Annotated in this window: 23 protein-coding genes; 8 read left to right on the top strand and 15 right to left on the bottom strand. The window is 61.3% G+C overall.

Going from position 1 to position 23806, the window contains the following annotated elements:
• Positions 1-12: 12 nt before the first annotated feature.
• The 8 genes from VNT00_RS07930 to VNT00_RS07895 form a co-directional block, all read right to left on the bottom strand.
• Complete coding sequence (locus tag VNT00_RS07930) at positions 13-1632, bottom strand: CocE/NonD family hydrolase (RefSeq protein ID WP_325586209.1); 1620 nt, start codon at positions 1630-1632, stop codon at positions 13-15.
• Between the two features lie 38 nt (positions 1633-1670).
• Positions 1671-2954 (bottom strand): MFS transporter, encoded by a 1284-nt coding sequence (locus VNT00_RS07925; protein WP_325586207.1) that lies wholly within the window; start codon positions 2952-2954, stop codon positions 1671-1673.
• A 32-nt stretch (positions 2955-2986) separates the two neighbouring features.
• Positions 2987-3952, bottom strand: coding sequence for a fumarylacetoacetate hydrolase family protein (locus tag VNT00_RS07920; RefSeq protein WP_325586205.1), 966 nt, complete (start codon positions 3950-3952; stop codon positions 2987-2989).
• 13 nt (positions 3953-3965) lie between these two features.
• Complete coding sequence (locus tag VNT00_RS07915; RefSeq protein WP_325586203.1) at positions 3966-4463, bottom strand: VOC family protein; 498 nt, start codon at positions 4461-4463, stop codon at positions 3966-3968.
• 2 nt (positions 4464-4465) lie between these two features.
• Positions 4466-5518 (bottom strand): CDP-6-deoxy-delta-3,4-glucoseen reductase, encoded by a 1053-nt coding sequence (locus VNT00_RS07910; protein ID WP_325586201.1) that lies wholly within the window; start codon positions 5516-5518, stop codon positions 4466-4468.
• Positions 5519-5645: 127 nt separating this feature from the next.
• On the bottom strand, positions 5646-6596 hold the full coding sequence (locus VNT00_RS07905; RefSeq protein WP_325586199.1) for a LysR family transcriptional regulator: 951 nt from the start codon (positions 6594-6596) through the stop codon (positions 5646-5648).
• A gap of 164 nt (positions 6597-6760) precedes the next feature.
• Positions 6761-7117, bottom strand: coding sequence for a SpoIIAA family protein (locus VNT00_RS07900; protein WP_325586197.1), 357 nt, complete (start codon positions 7115-7117; stop codon positions 6761-6763).
• 69 nt (positions 7118-7186) lie between these two features.
• Entirely contained in the window at positions 7187-8191 is a 1005-nt protein-coding gene (locus tag VNT00_RS07895; RefSeq protein ID WP_325586195.1) for an acyltransferase, read from the bottom strand.
• Positions 8192-8369: 178 nt separating this feature from the next.
• Here VNT00_RS07895 and VNT00_RS07890 point away from each other — a divergent pair, with 178 nt between their 5' ends.
• Together VNT00_RS07890 and VNT00_RS07885 are read left to right on the top strand one after the other, a co-directional pair.
• Positions 8370-8882 carry a MarR family transcriptional regulator gene (locus VNT00_RS07890; RefSeq protein ID WP_325586193.1) on the top strand — a complete coding sequence of 171 codons (513 nt, stop codon included), beginning with the start codon at positions 8370-8372 and terminating at the stop codon, positions 8880-8882.
• A gap of 123 nt (positions 8883-9005) precedes the next feature.
• A complete protein-coding gene (locus VNT00_RS07885) occupies positions 9006-10568 on the top strand; it encodes a DHA2 family efflux MFS transporter permease subunit (RefSeq protein WP_414650907.1) in 1563 nt (520 codons plus the stop codon).
• A gap of 8 nt (positions 10569-10576) precedes the next feature.
• Here the strand turns inward: VNT00_RS07885 and VNT00_RS07880 are convergent, their stop codons facing one another.
• From VNT00_RS07880 to VNT00_RS07870, 3 genes are read right to left on the bottom strand one after another with little or no spacing between them, the layout of a single operon-like run.
• A complete protein-coding gene (locus tag VNT00_RS07880; protein ID WP_325586192.1) occupies positions 10577-11551 on the bottom strand; it encodes a PdxA family dehydrogenase in 975 nt (324 codons plus the stop codon).
• Positions 11552-11586: 35 nt separating this feature from the next.
• Positions 11587-12057, bottom strand: coding sequence for an aromatic-ring-hydroxylating dioxygenase subunit beta (locus tag VNT00_RS07875; protein ID WP_325586190.1), 471 nt, complete (start codon positions 12055-12057; stop codon positions 11587-11589).
• A gap of 1 nt (position 12058) precedes the next feature.
• Entirely contained in the window at positions 12059-13315 is a 1257-nt protein-coding gene (locus tag VNT00_RS07870; protein WP_325586188.1) for an aromatic ring-hydroxylating dioxygenase subunit alpha, read from the bottom strand.
• A gap of 47 nt (positions 13316-13362) precedes the next feature.
• Between VNT00_RS07870 and VNT00_RS07865 the strand changes: the two genes are divergently transcribed.
• Both VNT00_RS07865 and VNT00_RS07860 read left to right on the top strand, forming a co-directional pair.
• Positions 13363-14277, top strand: coding sequence for an IclR family transcriptional regulator domain-containing protein (locus VNT00_RS07865; protein ID WP_325586186.1), 915 nt, complete (start codon positions 13363-13365; stop codon positions 14275-14277).
• 319 nt (positions 14278-14596) lie between these two features.
• Positions 14597-15772, top strand: a complete 1176-nt coding sequence (locus tag VNT00_RS07860) for an ABC transporter substrate-binding protein (RefSeq protein ID WP_325586184.1) — start codon at positions 14597-14599, stop codon at positions 15770-15772.
• 98 nt (positions 15773-15870) lie between these two features.
• Here VNT00_RS07860 and gfa read toward each other — a convergent pair whose 3' ends face one another.
• From gfa to VNT00_RS07840, 4 genes are all read right to left on the bottom strand, one after another.
• Positions 15871-16446, bottom strand: coding sequence for an S-(hydroxymethyl)glutathione synthase (gfa, locus tag VNT00_RS07855; RefSeq protein WP_325586182.1), 576 nt, complete (start codon positions 16444-16446; stop codon positions 15871-15873).
• A 79-nt stretch (positions 16447-16525) separates the two neighbouring features.
• Complete coding sequence (locus VNT00_RS07850; RefSeq protein ID WP_325586180.1) at positions 16526-17635, bottom strand: S-(hydroxymethyl)glutathione dehydrogenase/class III alcohol dehydrogenase; 1110 nt, start codon at positions 17633-17635, stop codon at positions 16526-16528.
• An 88-nt stretch (positions 17636-17723) separates the two neighbouring features.
• Complete coding sequence (locus VNT00_RS07845; protein WP_325586178.1) at positions 17724-17999, bottom strand: metal/formaldehyde-sensitive transcriptional repressor; 276 nt, start codon at positions 17997-17999, stop codon at positions 17724-17726.
• Between the two features lie 41 nt (positions 18000-18040).
• Positions 18041-18619, bottom strand: a complete 579-nt coding sequence (locus VNT00_RS07840; RefSeq protein ID WP_325586176.1) for a P-loop nucleotide/nucleoside kinase family protein — start codon at positions 18617-18619, stop codon at positions 18041-18043.
• A 499-nt stretch (positions 18620-19118) separates the two neighbouring features.
• On the opposite strand from VNT00_RS07840, the gene VNT00_RS07835 reads away from it, so the two are divergent.
• From VNT00_RS07835 to VNT00_RS07820, 4 genes are read left to right on the top strand one after another with little or no spacing between them, the layout of a single operon-like run.
• Positions 19119-20327 carry an amino acid ABC transporter substrate-binding protein gene (locus VNT00_RS07835; protein WP_325586174.1) on the top strand — a complete coding sequence of 403 codons (1209 nt, stop codon included), beginning with the start codon at positions 19119-19121 and terminating at the stop codon, positions 20325-20327.
• 13 nt (positions 20328-20340) lie between these two features.
• Positions 20341-21204 carry a branched-chain amino acid ABC transporter permease gene (locus VNT00_RS07830; RefSeq protein ID WP_325586172.1) on the top strand — a complete coding sequence of 288 codons (864 nt, stop codon included), beginning with the start codon at positions 20341-20343 and terminating at the stop codon, positions 21202-21204.
• The gene (locus VNT00_RS07825) at positions 21201-23048 is read left to right on the top strand and encodes a branched-chain amino acid ABC transporter ATP-binding protein/permease (protein WP_325586170.1); all 1848 of its coding nucleotides are present in this window, start codon (positions 21201-21203) and stop codon (positions 23046-23048) included. The genes VNT00_RS07830 and VNT00_RS07825 overlap by 4 nt, the downstream gene beginning before the upstream one ends.
• The gene (locus tag VNT00_RS07820) at positions 23041-23763 is read left to right on the top strand and encodes an ABC transporter ATP-binding protein (protein WP_325586168.1); all 723 of its coding nucleotides are present in this window, start codon (positions 23041-23043) and stop codon (positions 23761-23763) included. The genes VNT00_RS07825 and VNT00_RS07820 overlap by 8 nt, the downstream gene beginning before the upstream one ends.
• Positions 23764-23806: the final 43 nt, after the last annotated feature.

Here is a 23806-nt window from a genome sequence, read left to right as displayed (position 1 = left end):
CGTGCTGTTTATTTACCGGGGGCAGTGCGGCAATACCAGGCGAGAAGGATGTGCGGCGTCGTGATGGTAAGTATCCGTTCCTACCTTCTGCCCATACCAATGCGTCATCGGCGCGTCCGCAATGAGCGAATCGAAATTGCTGATCTCCAGCCGCAACCGCTCGCCCTCCCTTACGAGGAACGACATCGGCAGCAATTCGACGCGCAGTTCGTAGACCTTGCCTGGAGTCAATGGGTCGATCTTGTCGTGGGTGTGAAAGGGCAGCATGTCTTGTGTCAGATTGGGATCTTCGGCGCGATGCGAGGCCCTCAGCCAGCCCTGGGTCACCTTGCGCGCCTTGAAGCCCTGCGCCGATGGTGTCAGTACCTGTACCTTGACGATCACGTCCATGTCGGTCTGGTCGCTGGATCCGTGCAACACCAGTACCCCGTGTCCGGTAAATTCGCACTCCTCGTCGAACTCCTGGCTGGTGTAGGTGATGACCCGGGCCGTATGGTCGGGGATGCCGTCGATGATGGTGGTGACGCCCAGCATCCATTCCGGGTCGGGGTAGCTCCATGATGTGGTGTCTTCCGCTTGTTCCACAGGGCGGCGAGTCAATGATCCGTCATTCAAGGAACGCACCACCCCGCTTTTGCTGGGCGATAAATAGAAAGTGTCCGGCCGCATTTCGGGCGGAGGCCAGCTATCGGAGGATCGGTATTTTCCTTCGCCATTGACGAAAGCCCGCACGGCGGGGCGATCCATAACCTTGGTGTCGCGGCCTTTCAAGTGATGTTCGTACCAGGGCAGGATCTCGCGGCGGTGGAAGTCCTCGTCATCGAATATCCTTTGTGCATCGGAAAACGTATAGGATTCGACCAGCAGCAATTGCCGTGGCCCGCTTACGCGGTTGAATCCCATGACGTTGCCCCGTAAATGCAGGCCTGCCTTGCTCCAGGCTCCAATGGAGAACACCGGAATATCAACCTTATCCAGTTCCCAGAATGGCGAACGTCTGCGATGCCATTCATTGTCCAGGGGATTGGACATGATGTTGGGCAGCAATTCGTGCCGCTGGCCGCCGCGCACGTCATGGCCTTCGGCCTGATGTTGCATCATTACCGAGGCCAGCAGCCAGGGCCCCAGCAGGCCGTGCTGGGGAATGCCGCCGTGATAAAGCCAATCTCGGTACATATCGTTCGAGCCATCGTAAGGCACGATGGTCTTTAAATGTGGAGGGCGGGTGCGCGCGGCATTCCATTGGCTGAAACTAAAATACGATTGGCCGATCATGCCAATGTTGCCGTCGCACCAGGGTTGTGCCGCGACATGCTCGATGGCGTCGTGGATGGCTTCGCCCTCCGCTCGCGATACCGGGTCCCAGATTCCTCCGGATCGGCCGCTGCCGGGCACGTCCACGATCACATAGGCGTAGCCTTCATCAAGATACATTTGCATGGGGCCGTATTCGATGAAGGGAAATACCCAGTGGGCGGGTAGCCGGCGCAAGGATTTTTGGTATGGCGATGCCGCCAGCAGCACCGGGCAAGGGCTTTGTCCGGTCGCAGGCAAGTAGACATCGGCACGCAAGATCACCCCCGCCCGAGTCGTTAGTTCGATTTCAAAGGGTTGTACGCTGACATTGACCATTACCGCTATCCTTTTATGTTTGGCTGTTTTGTATTCGCTCAACCGGCTACCGCGGGCTCGGCAATGGCCGGCTCGGGCTCATGGCTTGCAAACCGGTAGGCGCCAAGAGTCTTGAAGCACAAGGCGCAAACGATAAGCAGGAATGCCAGCGCAAAAAGCGCCTGGCTGTAGCCGCCGAAAGTACTGCGGCAGATGCCGACGGCGACGATGCCCAGGGCGGCAAAAAGCTGGAAAGCGGCAAAGATGACGCCGTAGATGGCGCCGAACGACTTGATGCCGAAATAGCGTGGAATGATGTAGCTCAGGACGTCGAACTCGGCCCCCACGACGAAGCCGACCGCGGCGGCGCACAGAATCGCGGAATCGAAGGGGGCGCCCGAGCCCAGTCCGAATAAGGCCAGAGCGGCAATGGTGCACAGTACCGCCATGATTTTCGATGCGTGAATGCGATCCAGCAGCCAGCCAGTGCACAGGCGTCCGAAGATCAGTGCTATTCCAAGAGTTGCCTGCAGCCCGCCGGCAGCCTGGGGCGTCATGCCCAGATCGATCAAAACCCGGCTCTGGTGGACGATGGCCGAAGTGGTTACCGCACCCAGCAGGGAAAACGCCACCACGATCGTCTTCATCTCGCGTGTTTTCCAGGTGGCTTTCAAATCCATGCCGCGCAGGACGGCCGTTGCCTGTGCTTTTTGCGGAGCCGAGTCTTTGCGATCCCTCAAAAAAAAGAATGCGACAGGCCACGTCACTGCAATGGCCACCAGGCCCAGGGCAACGTAGGCATTGCGCCAGCCATAATGAGTAATGACATAGACCGCAAATGGCGGCAGTATGGCTGCGCCGATGCCGATCCCCGCGTTGGCGACGCCGAATGCAAGGCCGAGTCGGCGTTCGAACCATATGCCAGTCAATTTCAGGTAGGCGATCGGCCAGGCCCCCAGCCCGCACCACGCTATAACTATCCAGGCGGCGTAGAACACCCAGATATTGTTCGGCAGAAAGTACAAGCTTGCGAAGCTTAGCCCCAGCAACGGCACCGAGCACAACACCATGGGCCTGCCGCCGAAGCGGTCGACCAGCCGGCCCTGGACAATCGATGTCAGCATGATCATGACTGAAATCACCATGGCTCCGGCGGAAATCGAGGCAATGCTCCAGCCGAATTCTTTATGCAGCGGAGTAATGAAGGTACCAAAGCAAAATACCAGCAGCACACTGGGCCCTAACGACAGTCCTATCGTGCTGGCCAGCGTGGTTACCCACCCTTGATATAGTTTGCCCGATGAATCAATGAGCAGTTCGCTTCCTGTTGTGTGGCTATTCATGTGTGTCTCCCGCCTTTTTGATTGAATTATCTTTACCGCTGAACTCCTACCGTATTGCGTAATGTTCCGATGCCGGTGACTTCGACCTCGATGATGTCTCCTTCCTTCATGTACACCGGCGGCTTGCGCCCGACCCCGACTCCGGATGGAGTACCCGTCAGCAGTACATCGCCCGGCTTGAATACATACCACTTTGAGAAATAGGCGATGGTGTCGGGAATGCTGAATATCAGGTCACCAATCGGCGACGACTGCATGACGTTGCCGTTCAGGCGCGTTGTCAATTGCAGGACATTTACATTCGGCACTTCATCGGCGGTCAATAAAGCCGGGCCAAGAGGAGTGAAACCTGGAAACTGCTTGCCCATGATGTTCACTTCCCAGGTGCGCCGGGCGTCCCAGGGGCTTGCGGCCTGCCAGACGTCTTCAACCCAGTCGCGTGCCGACACGTCGTTGGCCACGGTATAGCCCGCCACGCAGTCCATGGCCTGGCCGGCATCCACACTGTGGCATTCCCGGCCGAACACCACGGCAAGTTCTCCCTCGTAGTCCATATGCCTGGCCGCATGTGGCGGAATGGGGATGTCTGCGCCCGTGCCTGTTATGGAGTTGACGCTTTTCATGAAGGCGGTGGGGTGTGGCGGCGTCGGGGTGCCGGCCATTTCCGCCAGGTGTGAACGATAGGCCAGGCCGGCGGCAACCACCAGCCGGGGGTTTGTCACCGGAGAGAGCAGCCGCGTCGAGGCGGAGGCCAAGACGCCGCTGGCGCGCAATGCCGCGATATCGCCTGGCGACGACAAGGCTTCCACCCGCCGTACGATCCGCCGGGCGATATCCAGCCCTTCATCTCCGGCATCCAGCATGTCGCGGATATTATCCGGCAGCCAGGCTTCGATGGTGCCCGGTAACGCGGCCCGTTGCAGATGCAGCACCTCGCCGGAAGCCAGGATGGCGCCTGGCGCGCCTTTGGATCCGCTATCGATGGTGACGAGTTTCATGATGCCATGCTGCCTATTGCGATGTGAAAAAACGGTCGCCGAAGTCGAAGTAATCTTCGTGCTGGAAGCCGTTCTCGTAGTACTGGATTTCCCACCAGTTGTGGTCGAGGTCTTCCATGTAAAAGGAATACACGCCATGCATGTCCATGACATCCAGTACCTGCCTGATGGCGTATTTGTCTTTGTATTCCAGCGCCTTGGCGTGGGCTTGGTCCACTTCCTCGCGGCTCGTCACATCCAGCCCCCAATGGTTCAGTACATTGCAGGGATGAATCTGGTCGCCCACCTCGACGCAGACGATGTGGAAAGCCATGCCCAGGCGGACCGCCAATGCGCTGATCGCATGATGCACGCACTCCAGCCCCAGGAATTCTTCATAGAATCTGCGGGATGCTTTCAGGTCGAAGCATTCGAGGGTGCCGTGTCCAAGCACGTATGGCCTGAGCACGGAATTCCGCTCTGCCGGATCTATGCGGCAGGATTCTGGCATGGGATTGGTCGAGGTCGTCATGTTCAGTCCTTGGTGTTTGCTGGCGGAATCGCCTTGTCGGCCTCGCTGACAAAGGCGTCGGCGTGGAATTCGCGTTCGGGAAGCCGGCGGTCGGCGATGAAGTCGCGGCGTGCCGCATCGGTCATGACGGGCGCTCCGCAGGCATAAACCTGGTGGTTCTCCAGGCTTGGGTAGTCCTGCATGACGGCCCGATGCACAAAGCCATGGCGCCCCTGCCAGTCACATTCGGCGGTGGCGTTGCTAAGCACCGGCGTATACCGGATATGCGCATGGTCGCGCGCCCATTGTCCGGCGAGTTCGTTCAGGTACAGGTCGGCGCGTTTTCGCCCTCCCCAATAGATATGCATGGGCCGGCTGGAATTCTGGGCGATGCTTTGTTCCACCATTGCCTTGATGGGGGCAAAGCCGGTTCCCGATGCCAGGAGAATCACTGGCTTGTCGGATTTCCCGTCTAGAAAGAACTGGCCCAGCGGGGCTTCGATTCGCAGCATTTCGCGCGGCTTGAGCGTCGAAAATGCCCTGTCGGTAAATATTCCGCCCGGCATGTGCCGCAAGTGCAGCTGTACCTGGCGTACGCCGTCCGCGGCTGGCGCATTGGCGATGGAATAGGATCTTCGCAAGGTGTGATCGAACACAATGTCCAGATACTGCCCCGCGTGGAAGCGCAGCGGCTCGTTCGGCGGCAGGCCAAGGGTCACGATAATCACATCTGGCGCCGCGCGGGTGATCGACATGACACGCGCGGGCAAGTTCTGCACAGGATGGCTGAGCGATGTGTCGTATTCATCGACCTCTATCGTACAGTCGCCGAGGGGTTTGGCCTGGCATAGGTGGGCGTAACCTTGGGCGCGTTCTTGTTCGTTGAGGTAGGCGGGATGCACATTGCCGGGGTTTACCTGGCCCATGACCACCCTTCCTCGACAACTGCGGCATACTCCCGACCGGCAGCTGAAAGGCAGGCCGGCGCCCACATTCAGGCCCGCGTTCAAAATGGTCTGCTGGGGCGCGCAATCGAATCGCCGCCCGCTAGGCAGCAAGGTCACCGTATAACTCATGTCTCCACTGTCCCCGATGTTCTGGTCTTATCGTCGAAGAATACGGAGACGCGGCAATTCGCGCCAACAAATTGTGGTGATACGGATTATCAGTTTTATGAATAGGCCGTGGATCCGGCCGTGCGGATCAGTTGCCGAGTATGGTCAGTCCGTCCGGCATGGGGGCCTTCAGAAATGCCTCGTATGCGAGTTCGCGCAGCCATCGATTGGCGGCGTCCTCATTGAAGCGCTCGTGCCATTGCTGCCAGACTGGAAATGGCCCGACCTGGAATGGCAGGCGCACCATGCGCAGATCCCGGCGCGAGGACAGTATTGTCCCCGCCAGCCGGGCCGGCAGGGACAGCACCAGATTGGAGGCCGCCGCGACGTCGGCTGCTCCAAGCGCGTGCGCCATAGTCAGCACGACGTCGCGCTCGGCATGAATTCCCTTCTGAAACAGAGTGTCTTGCAATGCTGCGTCGCTGGCGCCGCTGGGTCGATAGGTAACATGCTGGGAGCCCAGATATTCTTCATAAGTGAAGGCGTCCGATTCGATGCCGTGTTGTCTGCCTACCAGGGCGACGAAGGTTTCTTTGCACAACACCTGCTCGTGGAATCCAGGCCCCATGGGTAGCCAACTGCCTATGGCAATATCGACTTTGCCTTCCAGCAGCAGGGTTCGAGCTTCCTCGGCGTTGGACGCCCCTACGGTTTCGAAGCGGGCAAACGGCGCCGCTTCGCGGGCGGGCTTCAAAAAGCCTGGCAGCAGAACCAGCTGTCCAATATCGTTGATGGCGATCCGGAAAAGCCTGTCGGACGTCGAGGCATTGAACCACTGTGCCTTTTCTATGGCTTGGGTCAGTTTGCCCAAGCCCTCTTCCACCAGGCCGATCAACTCATCGGCCAGTGCCGTTGGCTCCATGCCATCGGGGGTGCGGACAAACAGCGGGTCGTTGAACCGTTCGCGCAAACGCTTCAATGCATTGCTGACCGCCGATTGCGTCATGCTGACGGAATGTCCCGCCTTGGTGACATTGCGTGTCATGTAAATGGCGCGAAAAACAAGAAATAGATTCAGGTCAACCGTTCTTATATTCATAGTCGATGAGCCTGCTGTCGTGGCAACGGACGTAATTTATCACTCATTTTCCATGATCGCCGAACTATTGCAAGGCCTTGATTTCCTGGGCCAGGCTCACCTGGTGCGCGATGGCAAGATTCGCAGCATCGGCCTTTCGGAGGTCTTGGCCGCTTGGATGACACTCACGTATTGATCCAGGCTCGCGCCTGCCCTAATTCGTTGGTGTGGAACGTTCTGATTTCAGCCTTTGTGAAGAACCGCGCCAGGTGTATTGAGGCGCGAATCCAGCCCGCGTCGGCTACTATGGCGGCGTGCGTGACTTTACGGGCGACGGAGACGCCGAGCGTCATGTCGGTCCACAGCGCTTTTGGCTCGATGCCGCTGAAATGCTCAATGTGTTCCAGCACACGGGTCTTGCCGTTCAGTTCAAGGTCATTTCGCATGCGTTCGATGACTTCGCGCAGCTCGTGGTCGGTGATTTTGCCTTCAACGGATATTTCAATAACTGGTGAATCGGGGGCGGTGTGATACAGGATCATGGGAAAACCTCTAGCTAAGGAGATGTTACACGTTCAGGTGCGAATGAGACTGGTGCTCGGCCCCTCCGCTCAAGTCACCAGCTCGAACGCCTTGATTCGCCGCAGCAGCATGATCGCGCCCAGCGAAAGGCCGAACACGCCCGCGGCGGTGGCGGGGATGGACCACCAGGGCGATGCGGCCGGGTTCAGGGTTTGCAAGGTGTCATCGACCTCCCGCAAGACGAAAACATGCAGGCAGTAGATGCCCAGTGTGCATGCCGACAGGGCCTGCAGCGGCCCGGCATAGGTGTGGGCCTTGGCGCCGATGCCGTACACGACGTTGAAGGCGCAGACGGCGGAGGCCATGACCAGGGGGGAGAGGTATTCGTAGAACAGAGTGCTGGGCTTGCCGATATGTTCCGAGTAGGCATAGGTGGCAAACATGGTCAGGGCGCCGAACACCATGAACAATCCCAAGGAAGCGCACCAGTAGCGGCGCTTGTTTTCCTGGCGGAGCCAGGCTTCGTGTACATAGGCGCCCAGGAAAAGGTAGCCGGCCAGTCCGACGAAGGTGTCCAGCCCGTAGGTCTGCAGCAGGCGGGTTTCCAGGCCCAGCGCGGTTCCCAGGGTCGGCCAGGCGGATGCGCCCGCCCAAAGGGCGAGATAGCAGATTTTTTCGCCGGGCCGGGCGGCGTTCCATATGCTGCGCAGGAAGGGCACGAACAAGTAGATGCCGACAATGGCGTACAAATACCAAAGGTGGAAGACAACAGGTCCGTGGATGATGGCTTCGAGCCAGCCGTACCAGGGGCCATAGCGCTCGCCGCGCCAAGTGTTCCAGGCCATGTAGAACAGCGACCAGAATACCAGCGGCGGCAGAACTCGTGCAAAGCGCTTTGAGAGGAAGGCGGGCAGGGATTCCCGCTTGCCCAACAGCAGCACCCCGGTGATCATCAGGAACAGCGGCACGCAGCTGCGCACCAGCGAATCGTAGAAGTTGCTGGCCCACCACTGCTCGTCGAAGGAGCCAAAGCGCGTTGCCGCCGTGTGCAGCATGACCACCATGAAGCAGGCCGCCACTCTGGCGGTATCCATGGCTGTGCTGAAGCGGCTTCTGGGTGTGGGCATCGGTTGCGATTCTCGAACTGGCTATGGTTTCTTTCTTAGTAACATGCATGCCGGCATAGGGTGCTAGCAGGTATTTCAGTCTGTTGCGGGGGGTAAACGATATGCCCGCCGCGTGGATTTCCCGCAGGCGGGCATAAGTAGTAACATGCGTTACTATATGGACAAGCCTTCTTCCTTCCAATCGTTCGAACAAGCCATGCAAAGCCTGTCGCAGCGGCTTTCCTCGCGCAGCCTGATGCGCGAGTCGGTGATCCTTCGTCTGTTCCAGCATGTGGCATTGCGGCTTAACGACTATATGGATGCGCCGTTCAAAGAGCATGGCCTGAACGCTACGCTGTGGACGTCGCTGGTGGTCATCTATGCCAGTCCCGATCGCTGCCTGAAGCCGTCGGAACTGAGCGTATTCATGAATTCGTCGCGCACCAACAGCACGAGGGTGGCGCGCGAGCTGCAGCGGCACGGCTTTGTGCGGCGGTCGGCCGACAGCAACGACCGGCGCCAGGTGTTGTTGAAGATGACGCCCAAAGGCGCGAAATTCGTGGAAACGCTTATGCCTTCACGCGGAACGTACGTCAAGCAGGCTTTGCAGGAGTTCAACGCGCAAGAGGTGGACGAGCTCGAGCGTTTGTTGAGAAAACTGCTGGACAAGCTGGATTAGGGCCTGTTAACCCTTGTCGAGGAGATTGCTCGGCAAGTGCCAAGAGCCTCTTTGTTTTCTTGACGGGTGGTGTTCGCCCAGATAGTAACTGGCGTTATTATATTTTGCGGGACTGGAAATACTGTGGTTGAAAAAAGCGAGTCTCCCCCCGAACTGAATCGTTTCATGGTGACCTTGTCCATCATGCTGGCGACCATCATGCAGACGCTGGACAGCACCATCGCCAATGTGGCGTTGCCCCATATGGCGGGCAGCCTCTCGGCGTCGCAGGACCAGATCATGTGGGTGCTGACCTCGTACATCGTGGCGGCCGCCATTGCCACGCCGGTAACGGGCTGGCTTTCTGGCCGCTACGGGCGCAAGACGATATTCATGGTCTCCATTGCGGGCTTCACCATCAGCTCGCTGTTGTGCGGGATCTCCGGGAACCTGGCCGAGATTGTGCTGGCCCGCCTTTTGCAAGGGGTGTTCGGGGCGGCGCTGGTGCCGCTATCGCAGGCGGTGATGCTGGACATCAATCCGCCCGAGCGCCATGCGCGGGCCATGGCGGTATGGGGCATGGGCGTCATGCTGGGGCCGATCCTGGGGCCGACCCTGGGCGGATACCTGACCGACAACGTGAGCTGGCGCTGGGTGTTTTTGATCAACCTTCCGGTGGGGGTGTTGTCGTTTCTTGGCGTGTACCGCTATGTGCACGAACTGACGTCCAAGCTTATCCAGAAGTTCGACTGGTTCGGCTTTACCATGCTGGCCATCGCCATCGGCATGTTTCAGCTCTTTTTGGACAGGGGCGAGCAGCTGGACTGGTTCGGCTCCATCGAAATTCGCATCGAGGCGATCTGCACCGTCGTCGCGTTTACTTTTTTTGTGCTGCACACGATAAGCTCCGGCGAAAAATCGTTTCTTAACGTCAAGCTCATGCACGACAGGAATTTCATTACCGGGCTGGCATTCTATTTTTTGCTTGGGTTGCTGCTTTACGCGACGCGCGCGCTGTTGCCCCCCATGCTGGAAAACCTGCTGGGGTATCCGGTGATGACGACCGGCCTGGTAACCGCGCCTACCGGTATCGGCACGATGTTCGCCATGTTGTTCGCGGGGCGGCTGGTGGGCCGCATCGACAGCCGCCTGATCGTTGCCGGCGGCTTTGGGCTGACCGCCTTGTCGTTGTGGGCCATGGCCTGTTATACGCCGCAGCTTCGAGAGTGGGATATCGTGTGGCCGGGCTTCTTGCAGGGCATGGGCCTGGGTTTTTGCTACGTGCCGCTGACCACCATGACTTTCTCCACGCTGGCTCGCCACCTGCGTTCCGAAGGCACGGCCATTTTCAGCTTGCTGCGCAACATCGGCAGCAGCATCGGCATTTCGGCCATGCAGACGCTGCTGACGCGCAACACGGCCATTGCGCACAGTTCGCTGGCGGCCTATATAACGGCCGGCGCGGTGGCGTTGCATCCGGGTGCGTTGACGCGCGCGTTCGACCTGAACACCACGGCGGGCCTGGCGGCGTTGAACGGGCTTCTGACCAGGCAGGCCTCGTTCATTGCCTACCTGGACGACTTCCGGCTGATGCTGTGGGTAACGGTGCTGTCCATGCCTTTCCTGTGGCTGATGCGAACCAGGAAGACGGAGAATCCGGGCGATGCCGAGGACGGCGAACCAGAAGCCGTGTTGATGGCGGAGTGAGCCGGAGTCTAGGGCTCTGCCTGGTCCAGCAGCGAAAGCGTTTCGACCACCGATACGGGGTCGGCGATGCCCTGGCCGGCAATGTCGAAGGCGCTGCCGTGGCCGACGCTGGAAAACAGGATGGGCGTGCCGATGGTCAGCGCGCTGGAGCGCAGCGGGCTGAGCAATTTGACTGGGATATGGCCCTGGTCGTGGAACATGGCAATGTAGATATCGTGCCGGCGCTGCCCAAGCAGAAGGTCCGCGCCCGTGGGGCCGTCCACGCGCAGGCCTTTTTCGCGCAGGCGCGCGACGGCGGGTTCGGTGATGTGCAGGTCGTCGTCGCCGAACAGGCCGTTCTCGCCGGCATGGGGGTTGATGCCGAACACGCCTATGGTGGGGTTTGGATTGCCCAGCTTCCTCTCGGCCGCCACGGCCGCCAGCGCGGCCTCGACGACGAGGTCTGGAGTGATCCGCCGCAGGGCGGTCTTGACGCTTTCATGCAGTGTGACGTGCGCAATGCGCAGGCCGGCCGCCACCAGCATCAGGAACACCTTTTCCGAAGGCGTGCCGGTAAGCTGGGCGATAAGTCCGGGGTATCCCGAAAAGGCAATGCCCGCCTGGTTGATGGCGGTCTCCGAATGCGGGCAGCCGACCACGGCCGCCGCCTGCCCCGATTGCGCGAGCTCCACGGCACGTTTCACATAGGCCACCGTTGCCCGGCCCGCCTCCGGCAGCACCTGGCCGGGTTTGAAGCTTGACTCTGCAAGGGCCGGCACGTCCACGTAAACCAGAGCCCGCCCGCCAGGCTCGGCCCGCTCCAGTGCGATCAGGGGCAGATCCGGCGCGTGGCGCCGGGCGTATTCCTGGATGATATGGACGTCGCCGACGAGCACCGGCTGCAATGGGCCGCCGGCAAAATGGGCGGCGGCCTTGACGGCGATTTCAGGGCCGATGCCGTTGGGGTCGCCCAGGGCGACGGCAATTCTTTTTTGATCAGTCATGGAAGCAATCTTGCCTGGCCGGTCGCTACACGGGCCTACAGGGGAATGGCCAACAGCGTGTCGAAGCTCGTGCTGTCGCAAACCACGATGCGTTGCGCCAGTTTCAGCTCTGCGCCGTCGTGTACGAAGCGATCCACATATTTCCCCGTGGCGAACAAATCCATTTTACCGCCGCGCATGATGCGGGTTACGAGGAAAGGGGTTTCGGCTTGCAGCGCGTCGGGCGCGGTGCTGGTAATGTGCGGCGTGCCGATGATGTGGCGATAGCGCTGGCGCTCGTATACATTGGCTTCGCGCAGGGCGCTGACCCGGTCGGTCAGCATGCCTTTGCTGTCGGCGTAGATGAGCCCCGCCGGCAGGCCTGCTTCGTGGTTCTCGGCCGTGGTGATCTTGTACAGGCAGTGGCCGGTGAAGAACGCGGGCCAGGACTCCAGTTTGTCCTCGTCGATACAGGAAGCGTAGGCGGCGTTGAAGGCATTCAGTTGTTCGTAGTTTATCGCTGTCATTTCAAAACCCCATGTGGTCGCGGTAGGCTTTCCAGAAGCCGCGAACCGATGTTTCCGTTGCCCGGTAGTCGACGCTGCCGATGCCGCTTCCCCCCATCTGCACGACGCTGTATTCGGCATCGGCGCAGCGTATGCCTCGCTGCACGAAGCTGCCCACCGCCCCGTCCTCCATCGAGACGAATCCCGAGGGGCCGATGAGGTTGGCTTGCTTGAGACGCATGGTGTCCATTTCGGGCGTGTCGTCCTCGAAGCCCAGGTAGGTCCAGTTGAGTTCGGTGCTTTCCTGGCCGGTGGGAAGAACCTGGCGCACTGCCAGGCTGTTGCGGATCTGTTGCAGCACGAAGCCGGGAAACACGGAAAGTATCTGCAGGGTGACTCCGTCGCCGAATTCATCCACGCCGTCGAGCAGGCTGGGGTCGGCCAGCAGGTAGTTTTCCTTGTCGGTGCGCAGCTTTTCGCTTTCGTACTCGGCGCTGGAAGCCTCTTGCGTATCGATGGCCGAATAGCTGACGTGATGCGCGCCGGTTTCGCTGACGATGACCCCGCCTTTCTGCGACAGCCGGTTCAGGCGGAAGGTGGTGAAGAACACATGCAGGAGGCTGGCATGGTAGCTGTCCTTGACGTTCTCGAAGTACAGCTTCCAGTTGTTGGGAAGAATCTGCTTGAAGCGGCCGATGACTTTTACCGGTTTGTGCAGCACGCGCTTGATGCGGGAGGCGATTTCGTCGCCCAGGTATTCGTCGATAGGAGGGGCGTTGCCGTCCAGGCTGCCGAAGACCAGGCCGCAAAAGGTGGCGATGTGCAGCTTGCGCGGGCCCAGCGCCGTCTTGGAAAAGGTGTCGGGCATGCCGCCCTTGCCCTTTACCCCCCGCTGAAACGCCACGCCCTGCAGCGTGCCGGCCAGGTCGTAGTTCCAGGCGTGGTAAACACAGGAGAAGTTCCTGACGTTGCCGCCGTCTTCCAGCGCAATGAGCGCGCCCCGGTGGGCGCAGCGGTTTTCGAAGGCGTGGATGCCGCCGTCGGTGTTGCGCGTGACGACGACCGGCATTTCGCCCACGAAGGTGCTGCGGTAGTCGCCGGCCTTGGGAATCTCGGCTTCCAGGCAAAGATAGTTCCAGGTCGGTCCCTGGTAGATTTTTTCCTGCTCCAGTTTTCGAACGTCTTCGTTGCGGTAAACCCAGTATGGAATCTGGGTGATGTCGCCTTCCCATGCGGGAATGGACGTGGCGCTTGTATCGTGCACGGTGTCTGTGGTCATGTCGAGTCCTGCTTGAAATGTACGAAACAAGTTTAGGCAGGCCTTGCATGGCAGTCAAAGAAATCGGCCATAATGTGCGCATAGCGAACTATACGGATGCGCTTTCTCCTGCTTATAATGCCCGCATGGCAACCGCAAGAAAAAACGACAGCGACGCAAGGGCATCGGCCGCCGGCTCGATGCGGCAGGCGGCCGCGCCCGAGCGCAGCAAAGAAGAAAAAGAGTACGTTGCCGGCCTGGAAAAAGGCTTGTCCATCATCGAAGCCTTCGGCCTTGCGAACAAGGCTTTGACCCTTACCGAAGCCGCCGACATAACCGGGCATTCCCGCGCTTCCGCGCGGCGTTCGCTGCTTACCCTCCAGCGTCTTGGCTATGTGGAATGGGACGGCAAGCTGTTTCGCCTGGCGCCCCGCGTCCTGCGCCTGGGCCATGCCTACCTGGCGTCCAACTCCCTGGCCAGAACCATGCAGCCTACCCTGGAGGCAATCAGCGAACGCACGCGCGAATCCAGTTCATTCGCGGTGCTGGACGGCACCGACGTGGTGTTCGTGGCTCGCGCCTCTACGCGGCGCAGCCTGTCCAACGGCTTGGGGCTGGGGTCCCGCCTGCCCGCCCACGGTGCCGCGACAGGCCGCGTGCTGCTGGCCGACCTGCCCAGGAAAGAGGCGCTGCTGCGCCTCAAGCGCATGGCGCGCATACAGCTTACGCCGCACACCCAGGTGGATGTCCCGGGGCTGGTTTCCCTGCTCGACGAGGTGCGGAAACGGGGCTATGCCGTGTGCGACCAGGAGCTGGAGCTTGGCGTGCGTTCGTTGGCGGTTCCCATCCGGGACGGCGGCGGGCGCGTGCTGGGGGCGCTGAGCATAGTCAGCGCCACTTCGCGCCGCAGCCTGGACAATATGATCGAGCAGCTGCTGCCCGAGCTCGAGCGCGCGCGCAGGATGCTGGCATCCATTCTTTAGCGGCCTGGCGCCGGGCGCGCTGTTCGGTTGGGCCGCGCATTTGAACGCGAATGCATGGGTATGCACACGTCTTTGGCGGACGGCTTCAGTGTGCCGTAAGGGTCGTGGATTTCCATTACGTTTGTTCGCAATGCGCACTTAATGGCCGCTTTCGTTGACAGTCAAAACGGGCGGCTCCTACACTCGTTTCATGTTGTCGGCGGGGCTTGCGCCCAGGCGCCTTCGACGGCGGCGTTTGGACGTGCGCCCCGGCGGGCCGTCCGGCCGCGCCCTCGCGCAGCTGTTTGCATAGCTATGGACAAACACACTGGAGACAAGAATGGATTTTCGCAAAACCCTGGCAATGACTGCCGCCTGTATGGCAATGGGCCTGGCGGGCTCGCCCTCTCACGCCCAGGATACGATCAAGATCGGCATGATCGCGCCGTTCACCGGCGCCATGGCCGATTACGGCCGGCGCATTCTCAATGGCATGAACGCCTATATCAAGGTGCATGGCGATACGGTGGCGGGCAAGAAGGTAGAGATCATCGTGCGCGATACGACCGGCCCGGTCCCGGAAATCTCCAAGCGCCTGGCCCAGGAGCTGCTGACGCGCGACAAGGTGAACGTGCTGGCCGGCTTCGGCTTTACCCCCGAGGCGCTGGCGGCGGCTCCTTTGGCGACCCGGGCCAAGACGCCCTTGATCATCATGAACGCGGCGGCGTCCAGTATTACCACCCGCTCGCCGTACGTGGCGCGGGTGTCGTTCACGCTGCAGCAGATTGCCGCGCCCATGGGCATCTGGGCGGCCAAGCACGGCTTCAAGAACGTGTTTACCATTGTGTCGGACTATGCACCCGGCCTGGATGCCAAGGCCGGCTTCGAAAAAACCTTCAAGGAAAATGGCGGGAAGATCGTCGGTAGCGTGCAGGTTCCGCTCAACAGCCCCGACCTTGCGCCGTTCGTGCATCGCATCCAGGACGCCAAGCCCGATGCGGTGTTCGTGTTCGTGCCGGGCGGCGACCAGATCACCGGCTTCATGAAGGCCTTCAAGGAGCGCGGCCTGGGCAAGGCCGGCGTCAAGGTGCTGCTGGTCAGCGAACTGCCCAACGAAGTGCTGCAGGCGCTGGGCGATTCGGCCACCAATATCTTTATCTCGACCCAGTACATGGAAGGCCGGGCCTCCCCCGAGAACGAGAAATTCCTGAAGGCCTACGAGCAGGTTTCGCAGGACAAGGAATTGCCGGCGCCCTATTCGGTGGCGGGCTATGACGGCATGGCGGCCATCTACGCGGTGGCCAAGAAACTGCATGGCGACATGAACGGCGACAAGGTAATGGCCGCCCTGAAAGGGCTGAAGCTGGAAAGCCCGCGCGGCCCGATCAGCATCGACCCGGAAACCCGCGACATCGTGCAGCGGATCTACATTGGCTCCATCCAGCGCAAGGACGGCAAGAACTCGGTCGTCGAATTGACCCACTTCGATAACGTCAAGGATCCCGGCAAGCAATAAGCGGCGCCGAATAAAAAGCTCCGCCCGGTTGCCACCGGGTGGAGCTTTTGACGTTTGCGGCAGGCCCTGGAGCGGCGAGGCACGGCCTAGGAGCGTGGTCAGGCGCGCAGTGTGCCCTTGGCCTTGGCAACGTGGGTGGAGATGGCGTCCATCAGCGGGGGCGAGAGGCAGTCGTAGGGCTCGAGCGAGATTTCACGCAGGCGGGCGCGAATGCCGTCCATTTGCGAAGGCGGCGTGCCGCTTTCGATGATGGAGGACACGAAGGCGGCGAAGGTGGGCGCCGACCAGCCGTCCTGGGGTGACAGTTCGGTGTGGACGAAGTCCAGTCCGTAGAAGGGGTGGTCTTTGTTTTCGATGCGGCCGAACAGGTGCACGCCGCAGTCCTTGCAGGCATGGCGCTGGATCGTGGCGCTTTCGTCGACGATCTTGAGCTTGTCGGCATTTGCGGCGACGCTGACCTTGTCGCGTGCAACTACGGCAACGACCGAGAAAATGGCGCCCTTGGGTTTCCAGCACTTGCTGCAGCCGCATGCGTGGTTGTGGGCGGTTTGCGCCGCCACTTTCACTTCGACTTTGTTCGTCGCGCAATGGCACTGCAGCGTGCCGCCGGCGAAGTTGGCGGCGGCCGGCTTGATGCCGTTGTCCACCGACGGATGAATCGACACTGCACTCATGATAGTCTCCGATTGATTGGCTGTTGAGACGGCGGCGCAGGGATCCGCGCCGCCGTCCTTCCTTGTGGAAGCTTTTTGATCAGTAGTTGATGACTGCCCGTATGGACTTGCCTTCGTGCATCAGGTCGAAGGCTTCGTTGATGCGATCCAGCGGCAGTGTGTGGGTGATGTACGGGTCGAGGTTGATTTCGCCGGCCATGGCTTGTTCGACCATGCCGGGCAATTGGGTGCGGCCCTTGACGCCGCCGAAGGCGCTGCCGCGCCAGACCCGGCCGGTAACCAACTGGAACGGCCGAGTGCGGATTTCCTGGCCGGCGCCGGCCACGCCGATGATCACGCTTTCGCCCCAGCCCTTGTGGCAGCATTCCAGCGCCGAGCGCATGACGTCGACGTTGCCGATGCACTCGAAGCTGAATTCGACGCCGCCGTCGGTCATGTCGACGATGACCTCCTGGATGGGCTTGTCGTAGTCTTTGGGGTTGACGAAGTCGGTGGCGCCCATGACCTTGGCCAGCTTGAATTTGTCGGGGTTGGTGTCGACGGCGATGATGCGGCCGGCCTTGGCCTGCACGGCGCCCTGGATGACGGCCAGGCCGATGGCGCCCAGGCCGAACACGGCGACGGTGTCGCCCGGCTGAACCTTGGCGGTGTTGTGCACGGCGCCGATGCCGGTGGTGACGCCGCAGCCCAGAAGGCAGACTTTTTCAAGAGGGGCCTGGGGGTTGATCTTGGCCAGCGAGACCTCGGCCACTACAGTGTATTCGCTGAAGGTGCTGGTGCCCATGTAATGGTAGATGGGCTTGCCGTTGTAGCTGAAGCGGGTGGTGCCGTCGGGCATCAGGCCCTTGCCCTGGGTGGCGCGCACCGACGAGCAGAGATTGGTCTTGCCGGATTTGCAGAACTTGCACACGCCGCATTCGGCGGTGTACAGCGGGATGACGTGGTCGCCGGGCTTGACGCTGGTGACGCCTTCGCCGACTTCGACGACGATGCCGCCGCCTTCATGGCCCAGCACGGCCGGGAACACGCCTTCGGGGTCGACGCCCGAAAGGGTGTAGGCGTCGGTGTGGCATAGCGCGGTGTGTGTGATCTTGACCAGCACTTCGCCCTTGCGGGGCGGTTCGACGTCGATTTCGACGATTTGCAGGGGCTTGCCCGGCTCGAAGGCAACGGCGGCGCGTGATTTCATGATGTTCTCCTGTGATGGTTCGAGTTTCGTATGGTTGATCCGGAGTTTCGGGGGCGGGAAGCGGCGGTTTTGGCGGCCGCTTCGTTCTTTATTTAAGGTACGAGCGCACGAGGCCGGCCAGTTCGCTGACACGCTCGGCGCGTTGGGTGTCGGAAATGGTGGCGGGGCCGAACTCTTCGCGGATGTGGGCTTCCATGACCTCTGACATGAGGCCGTTGACCGCGCCGCGGATGGCGGCGATTTGCTGCAGCACCGGCGCGCAGTCGGCGCCGGCTTCCAGCGCGCGTTCCAGTGCGCCGCACTGGCCGCTGATGCGGCGCACGCGAGCCAGGACCCGTTTTTTTTCCTGAGGTGAATGCGGCATGGCAATCGATCCCAATAATATACTGGGGTACAGTATAAGAGTTAAACGATCAGTGCGTCCAGTATGGCCAGTTGCTCGGCGATGGAAAGGCTGGCGTCCAGAACGGGCACCTGGCCGCTGACCACCGCGGCGGGTCGTTTCAGGGCGGCGGCGTAGGCTTCCCAATTGTCCAGCTTCCATTGGTCGCGGGGGTCCGCCCGCTGGACGATGCGCTCTTTTCGAATGTCCAGCGGCAGGTCGAGCCAGACATGGCGCAGCCGGGTTCCCTCGGGCAGGCCCAGGGCGCGCGCCGAGAACAGGGCGCCCGAGGCCAGCTCCCGGCTCCATGGGCCGGGCAGCACGGTATCCAGCCCGAGCGCCAGTTGATCCACGGCAATGCGCAGCGTGCTTGCATATTGCAGATCCCGCACGTTTTCCTTGAAAAACGGGCTGTCCCGGTCGTTGGGGTCCTGGCCCATGGCCTGCAGCAGCGGCCCCGACCAGTTTTCGCCGACCACGTCCTTGTCCAGCAGGCACCAGGCGCGCCCCTGCCGCTTCTGCCGTTCGATAAAACGGCTGGTTATGAATGACTTGCCGGTACCGGCATGGCCCAGAATAAAGAAAGCGTCGGCGGTGTTCATGGTTTGCTGGAAAGGCCCGGCTTGATTGCGTTTTGGCGGATTGCCCAGTTGAAATTCACTAGTGTATGCCAGGCGTTCGGCTGGCCGATTGTTCCGCGTAGAAACCCTGATTCTATTTTTGGGTCGAATATATATAATCAACCGAAACCAAGGACATTCAGCACACGGCACGTAGGGGCCGCCCGGCAATTCAACACGCGGGCAGTCGCTCGTCCCGGCCGTTCCGGTTACAGAATAAATAATATTTTCAGCCCTCGCCTGGCTGCACGCGCGCGCCGCATTGCTTGCCCGGCAGGAGCCTTGAATTGGGGGACACGGGTATTTTCTGGTTGGCGTTCACTGTTCGATTTCGAGTACGGCAGCAGCTTCGGTTCTAGCTGTTGCGGGTTTTGCCTGGGCGCTTCGCGCGTCCCGGTGTGGTTCTGGCGGCGGTATGCGGTGGTGGGTTCTGTCGCCTTATTCTCCGATTCAAACTCAAAAAAAAGCCAAGGAACATTCCATGACAATCGATCGACGGGTATTTCTGGCCGCGATGGGCGCGGCGGGGGCGGGGGCGTTGGCACAGCGCGCCGCGTTTGCTCAACCAAAAGGCGAGCCCATCCGCATAGGCGGCACGCTGGCCCTTACCGGCCCTCTGGCGGCCACGGCGCTGGTTCACAAGCTTACGGGCGAGATCTATCTTGAAGACCTCAACAAGCGCGGCGGCCTGCTGGGCCGGCCGGTCGAATGGGTCCTGAAAGACGACCAGTCCAAGCCCGATGTCGCCCGCACCCTGTACGAGCAGCTCATTACCTCCGACAAAGTCGACCTGCTCATCGGCCCCTACGCCACCGGCAATATTCTTTCGGCCATGGGCGTTGCTCAGCGCTACGGCAAAATGCTGGTGCACCACACGTTCGGCATTCCCAAGCTGGCCAAGTACGACCGGCAGTTCTCGTCATGGTCTTTCGGCCCCACGCCTGAAGTCTCCACCCCCAACCTCGTCATCGACGCCCTGGCTTCGACGCCGCACTTGCCAAAAACCGTGGCCATCGTCACCAGCAAGTTCCCGTCGGTGCATTTCGTTTCGGTGGGCGCGCGCGAGGTCTTCAAGAAACGGGGCATCAAGGAAGTCCTGTTCCTGGAGTGGGATTTCGGCAACCGCGATTTCGGCCCCATTGCCGGCCGTATCAAAGAAGCCAAGCCCGACTTTCTGTGGGTAGGCGCGCTGGGCCTCGAGGGCAACCAGCTTATCGACGCCATGAAAAAAATCGATTACGCGCCGCGCAATCAGTTTTATCACTACCCGGCGCCGGGCCCCATGCTTCGGGCTCCCGAAGCCAACAATGCCCTGTCGGTCACCATTTTCGAATCGCATCCGCCGTTCACCGACAATCCCATCGCCGCCAAGTTCGTCAAGACCTTTGCCGAGCGCGCGGCCAAGGCCAACCTGCCCGATACGGCCGTCGATACCCAGGCGGCGGCGTCGTTCTCGGCCTGGCAAATCATTGAAGCCGCCGTTACCGCCAACAAATCGCTGGACGATAAAAAGCTGGCCGACTGGCTAAGGGCCAACAAGGTCGACACCATCCAGGGCAAACTGCGTTTCAATGGGCCCGGCAATTTCGGCGACGATCTCAGCCGCGTCAAGCAGGTCCAGGATGGCAAATGGCTGGTCGTATGGCCCACCGACTGGGCCGCGCCGGGTGCAAAGATACGGGTTTCCTGAACGGCGTGACTCAATGAATCTTCCAAGCTCTACACTGCTGGCGCAGTCCATTCTGGCAGGCATATTCACGGGGGCGTTGTACGGGTTGTTGGGGCTTGGCTTGAGTTTGTCCTGGGGTATGCTGCGCCAAATCAACCTGGCGCACTTCGCCCTGGCCTTCCTGGGCGCGTATCTCACCTATCAGTTCTCGACCTCGGGGGGCGTCGACCCCCTGTTGACGCTGCTCATGATCATTCCCGCGTTCTTCGTCGTGGGCCTGGCCGTGCATTGGGTGCTGACGCGCTTCAAGATCACCCCGTTCAATTCCCTGCTGGTAACGTTTGGCCTGACCATCATCATCGAGGCCGTGCTGCAATGGATCTGGACCGCCGATTACAGGCGCCTCGAATCCACCTATGCCGAGCACAAGCTTCAAATCGCCACGGTCTACCTGCCCGTTCCCGAGCTCATCACCCTGGGCCTGGGCCTGGGCATTTCCTTGATAGCCTGGCAGGTGTTGCGCCGCTCGGACATCGGCAAGGCCATCCGCGCCGCCGCCGAAGACGCGCCCATCGCCGCGGCCTTCGGCATCAACCAGCAGGCCCTGGGCCTGCTGCTTTCGGGGATCAACGCCTCGCTGGCGGGAATTGCCGGCGTCTGCATCGCCTTGAGCTATACGCTTGCGCCCTCCCAGATCTACAGCTGGATAGGGGTGGTGTTTGCCTGCGTCATGCTGGGCGGCCTTGGCCGGCCCATGGGGCCCATCGTGGCGGGCTTCGTCATCGGCATCAGCGAAGCCATCACCATGGCGGTCGCTTCGCCCTCGTGGGCGCCGCTGGTTTCATTCTCGCTGCTCATCATCGTTCTGCTTGCCCGACCCGAGAGAATCCAGGCATGAAGAAATCCTTGTTGTTGGTCGTCGTCCTGACGCTGGGGCTAGGCGTCATTCCTTACCTTGGTCTTCCCGCTTTTTACCAGTCGCTGCTGTACATGGTGTTCCACTGGATAGCGCTGGCCACGTCATGGAACCTGCTGTCTGGCTATTCGGGCTATTTTTCTTTCGGCCATGGCGCTTTCTTCGGCATCGGCATCTACACGACGGCGGTGCTCACCAGCCAGTTCGACGTTCCCTTTCTATGGACGCTGCCGATTGCGGCCGCCATGGCGGCGCTTTTCGGCGTGGTGCTGGGCGTCATCTCGTTTCGCGTCAAGGCGGTGCGCGGCGAGTTGTTCGCGCTGCTGACGCTGGCCGCCACCTTCGTGGTGGCGACCATTGTGCTGAACACGCCCATCGACGGCGGCCCCGGCGTCTACCTTAGCGCCGTGCCCGTGCCCAGCATCGGGCCATCTCCCTCGGCTACGTTCTACTACCTGGCGCTGGGCGCGGCTTTCCTGACCGTGGTCATTGCCTTGCTCATCTACTACGCGCGTTTCGGCACGGGGCTGTTCGCCATACACGACGACGAAGACGTGGCCGAAGTCATGGGCGTGCCCACCTTTGCCTACAAGGTGGCGGCATTCGCCCTGTCGTGCGCGCTGGCGGGCGGCGTGGGCGGCGTTCACGCGCTGTTCGTGTCGTACGTCACCACGGGCGACATCTTCACCGTACTGCTGCCCTTGACCGTCATTCTCATGAGCGTGCTGGGCGGCACCCGCCACTGGGCCGGTCCCGCCGTTGGCGCAACCGCCATCACCATCCTGCTGTACAGCTTTACCTCCGGCGACAGCGCCGTGCTGGGCAAGGTGGCCATGGGTGTCATCCTGATCGTCGTCATATTGTTCATGCCCGAAGGCATACTGGGCGGCTTGTTGAAGCGCTTCGCCCGCAAGCCGGCCGCCGGGCCTTCCGCCGCCGACGCGGCGCGGTTCGGCCAGGCTTCGTCGGCCGGGGGCGCTACGCCTTCGCCATCCGCCGCGGGGCAGGCACAAGGCGGCCCATCCGGCAAGGCCGGCACGCAGGGGCATGACGGCGGCATCCTGCTGTCGGCCCGCGGCGTAAGCAAGTCGTTCCAGGGCGTGCAGGCGTTGCGCGGGGTCGATCTTGACGTGCAGCGCGGTGAAATCCTGGGCCTGCTGGGGCCCAATGGTTCGGGCAAGTCCACCTTCATCAACGTCGTCAGCGGCCATTTCCCGCTTACATCGGGCAGCATGACCTTTGACGGCAAGAAAATATCCGGCATCGGCGCGCATCGCATTGCGGGTTGCGGCATTGCCCGTACTTATCAAATACCGCGCCCGTTTGCCCACCTTACCGTGCTGGAAAACGTGGCCTTGCCCGCCATGTTCGGCGCCCATCAGCTTGAACGCCGCCGCGCCGAGTTCGAGGCCTGGCATTGGCTGGAGTTTACCGGGCTTGCCGACCGCGCCTTTGCCGTGCCCGAAGACCTCAACCTGCACCAGCGCAAGTTCCTGGAGTTTGCGCGGGCCCTGGCGGCGCATCCCCAGTTGCTGATGCTGGACGAGGTGCTGTCGGGGCTCACGCCGTCCGAAATCGACGAAGCCGTCGCGCTTATCCAGCGCATCCGCGCGCAGGGCACCACCATCCTGTTCGTCGAACATGTCATGCGGGCGGTCATGGCTCTGTGCGACCGCATCGTGGTGTTCAACCAGGGCGAGGTGCTGGCCCAGGGCCTGCCCGCCGAGGTCATGGCCCGTCCCGACGTCGTGGCGACGTATCTGGGCAAGCCCGCCGAATCGCCGCCGCAACCGCCAGAGCCTGCCGGAGCCCGCGCTTATGCTTGAAATACAGACTATTCGCGTCGCCTACGGCGCCGCCACGGCCTTGTGGGACGTATCGCTCAACGTCGGCGCGGGCGAGCTGCTGTGCGTGGTGGGCCCCAACAGTGCCGGCAAGACCACTCTTATCAACGCCATTGCCGGCCTGAACCGGGTCAGCGCCGGCAAACTGTTTTTCGACGGCGAAGACATCACCAAGCTGGCCCCGCATCGTTTTTGCGACCGGGGCATTGCCCTGGTGCCCGAAGGGCGCCGCCTGTTCACCGGCATGAGCGTGCGCGAGAATCTGGAACTGGGCAGCTACACGGCCAAGGCCAAGGCGTCCAGGACGCAGTCTCTGGAAAAAGTCTGCGCCTTGTTCCCGGCGCTGGTGCCCAAGCTCGAGAATCCGGCCGGCTCGCTGTCAGGCGGCCAGCAGCAAATGGTGGCCATCGGCCGCGCGCTCATGGCCCAGCCGCGCCTGCTGCTGCTGGACGAACCCTCATTGGGGCTGGCGCCCAGCATCGTGCTGGATATGTTCAAGGTAATCAGCGATATCCACGCCGGTGGCATGGCCGTATTGCTGGTAGAGCAAAACGTGACCATGGCGCTGCAGGTGGCGCAGAACGCCGCCGTGCTCGAGGAAGGCCGCATCGTGGCCACCGGAACCCCCGACGAACTTCTGGCCCAGCCTCATTTAAGGCGGGCCTACCTGGGCCTGGACGCGGAGGCAGAGGCGTAAGCCTGGTGGCGCCTTGCTCCTGGGCGGATCCGTTCGTGGTCCG

The sequence above is a fragment of the Eoetvoesiella sp. genome (assembly GCF_035555955.1).
GTDB lineage: Bacteria > Pseudomonadota > Gammaproteobacteria > Burkholderiales > Burkholderiaceae_B > Eoetvoesia.
The sequence above is the reverse complement of the archived record's forward strand: the minus strand, read 5'-3'. Positions and strand labels throughout refer to the sequence as shown.

Coding starts and splice junctions, on each gene's coding strand:
- VNT00_RS07930 (WP_325586209.1), bottom strand. CDS start 1,632: ATGGTCAATGTCAGCGTACAACCCTTTGAAATCGAACTAACGACTCGG.
- VNT00_RS07925 (WP_325586207.1), bottom strand. CDS start 2,954: ATGAATAGCCACACAACAGGAAGCGAACTGCTCATTGATTCATCGGGC.
- VNT00_RS07920 (WP_325586205.1), bottom strand. CDS start 3,952: ATGAAACTCGTCACCATCGATAGCGGATCCAAAGGCGCGCCAGGCGCC.
- VNT00_RS07915 (WP_325586203.1), bottom strand. CDS start 4,463: ATGACGACCTCGACCAATCCCATGCCAGAATCCTGCCGCATAGATCCG.
- VNT00_RS07910 (WP_325586201.1), bottom strand. CDS start 5,518: ATGAGTTATACGGTGACCTTGCTGCCTAGCGGGCGGCGATTCGATTGC.
- VNT00_RS07905 (WP_325586199.1), bottom strand. CDS start 6,596: ATGAATATAAGAACGGTTGACCTGAATCTATTTCTTGTTTTTCGCGCC.
- VNT00_RS07900 (WP_325586197.1), bottom strand. CDS start 7,117: ATGATCCTGTATCACACCGCCCCCGATTCACCAGTTATTGAAATATCC.
- VNT00_RS07895 (WP_325586195.1), bottom strand. CDS start 8,191: ATGGATACCGCCAGAGTGGCGGCCTGCTTCATGGTGGTCATGCTGCAC.
- VNT00_RS07890 (WP_325586193.1), top strand. CDS start 8,370: ATGCGTTACTATATGGACAAGCCTTCTTCCTTCCAATCGTTCGAACAA.
- VNT00_RS07880 (WP_325586192.1), bottom strand. CDS start 11,551: ATGACTGATCAAAAAAGAATTGCCGTCGCCCTGGGCGACCCCAACGGC.
- VNT00_RS07875 (WP_325586190.1), bottom strand. CDS start 12,057: ATGACAGCGATAAACTACGAACAACTGAATGCCTTCAACGCCGCCTAC.
- VNT00_RS07870 (WP_325586188.1), bottom strand. CDS start 13,315: ATGACCACAGACACCGTGCACGATACAAGCGCCACGTCCATTCCCGCA.
- VNT00_RS07865 (WP_325586186.1), top strand. CDS start 13,363: ATGGCAGTCAAAGAAATCGGCCATAATGTGCGCATAGCGAACTATACG.
- VNT00_RS07860 (WP_325586184.1), top strand. CDS start 14,597: ATGGATTTTCGCAAAACCCTGGCAATGACTGCCGCCTGTATGGCAATG.
- gfa (WP_325586182.1), bottom strand. CDS start 16,446: ATGAGTGCAGTGTCGATTCATCCGTCGGTGGACAACGGCATCAAGCCG.
- VNT00_RS07850 (WP_325586180.1), bottom strand. CDS start 17,635: ATGAAATCACGCGCCGCCGTTGCCTTCGAGCCGGGCAAGCCCCTGCAA.
- VNT00_RS07845 (WP_325586178.1), bottom strand. CDS start 17,999: ATGCCGCATTCACCTCAGGAAAAAAAACGGGTCCTGGCTCGCGTGCGC.
- VNT00_RS07840 (WP_325586176.1), bottom strand. CDS start 18,619: ATGAACACCGCCGACGCTTTCTTTATTCTGGGCCATGCCGGTACCGGC.
- VNT00_RS07835 (WP_325586174.1), top strand. CDS start 19,119: ATGACAATCGATCGACGGGTATTTCTGGCCGCGATGGGCGCGGCGGGG.
- VNT00_RS07830 (WP_325586172.1), top strand. CDS start 20,341: ATGAATCTTCCAAGCTCTACACTGCTGGCGCAGTCCATTCTGGCAGGC.
- VNT00_RS07825 (WP_325586170.1), top strand. CDS start 21,201: ATGAAGAAATCCTTGTTGTTGGTCGTCGTCCTGACGCTGGGGCTAGGC.
- VNT00_RS07820 (WP_325586168.1), top strand. CDS start 23,041: ATGCTTGAAATACAGACTATTCGCGTCGCCTACGGCGCCGCCACGGCC.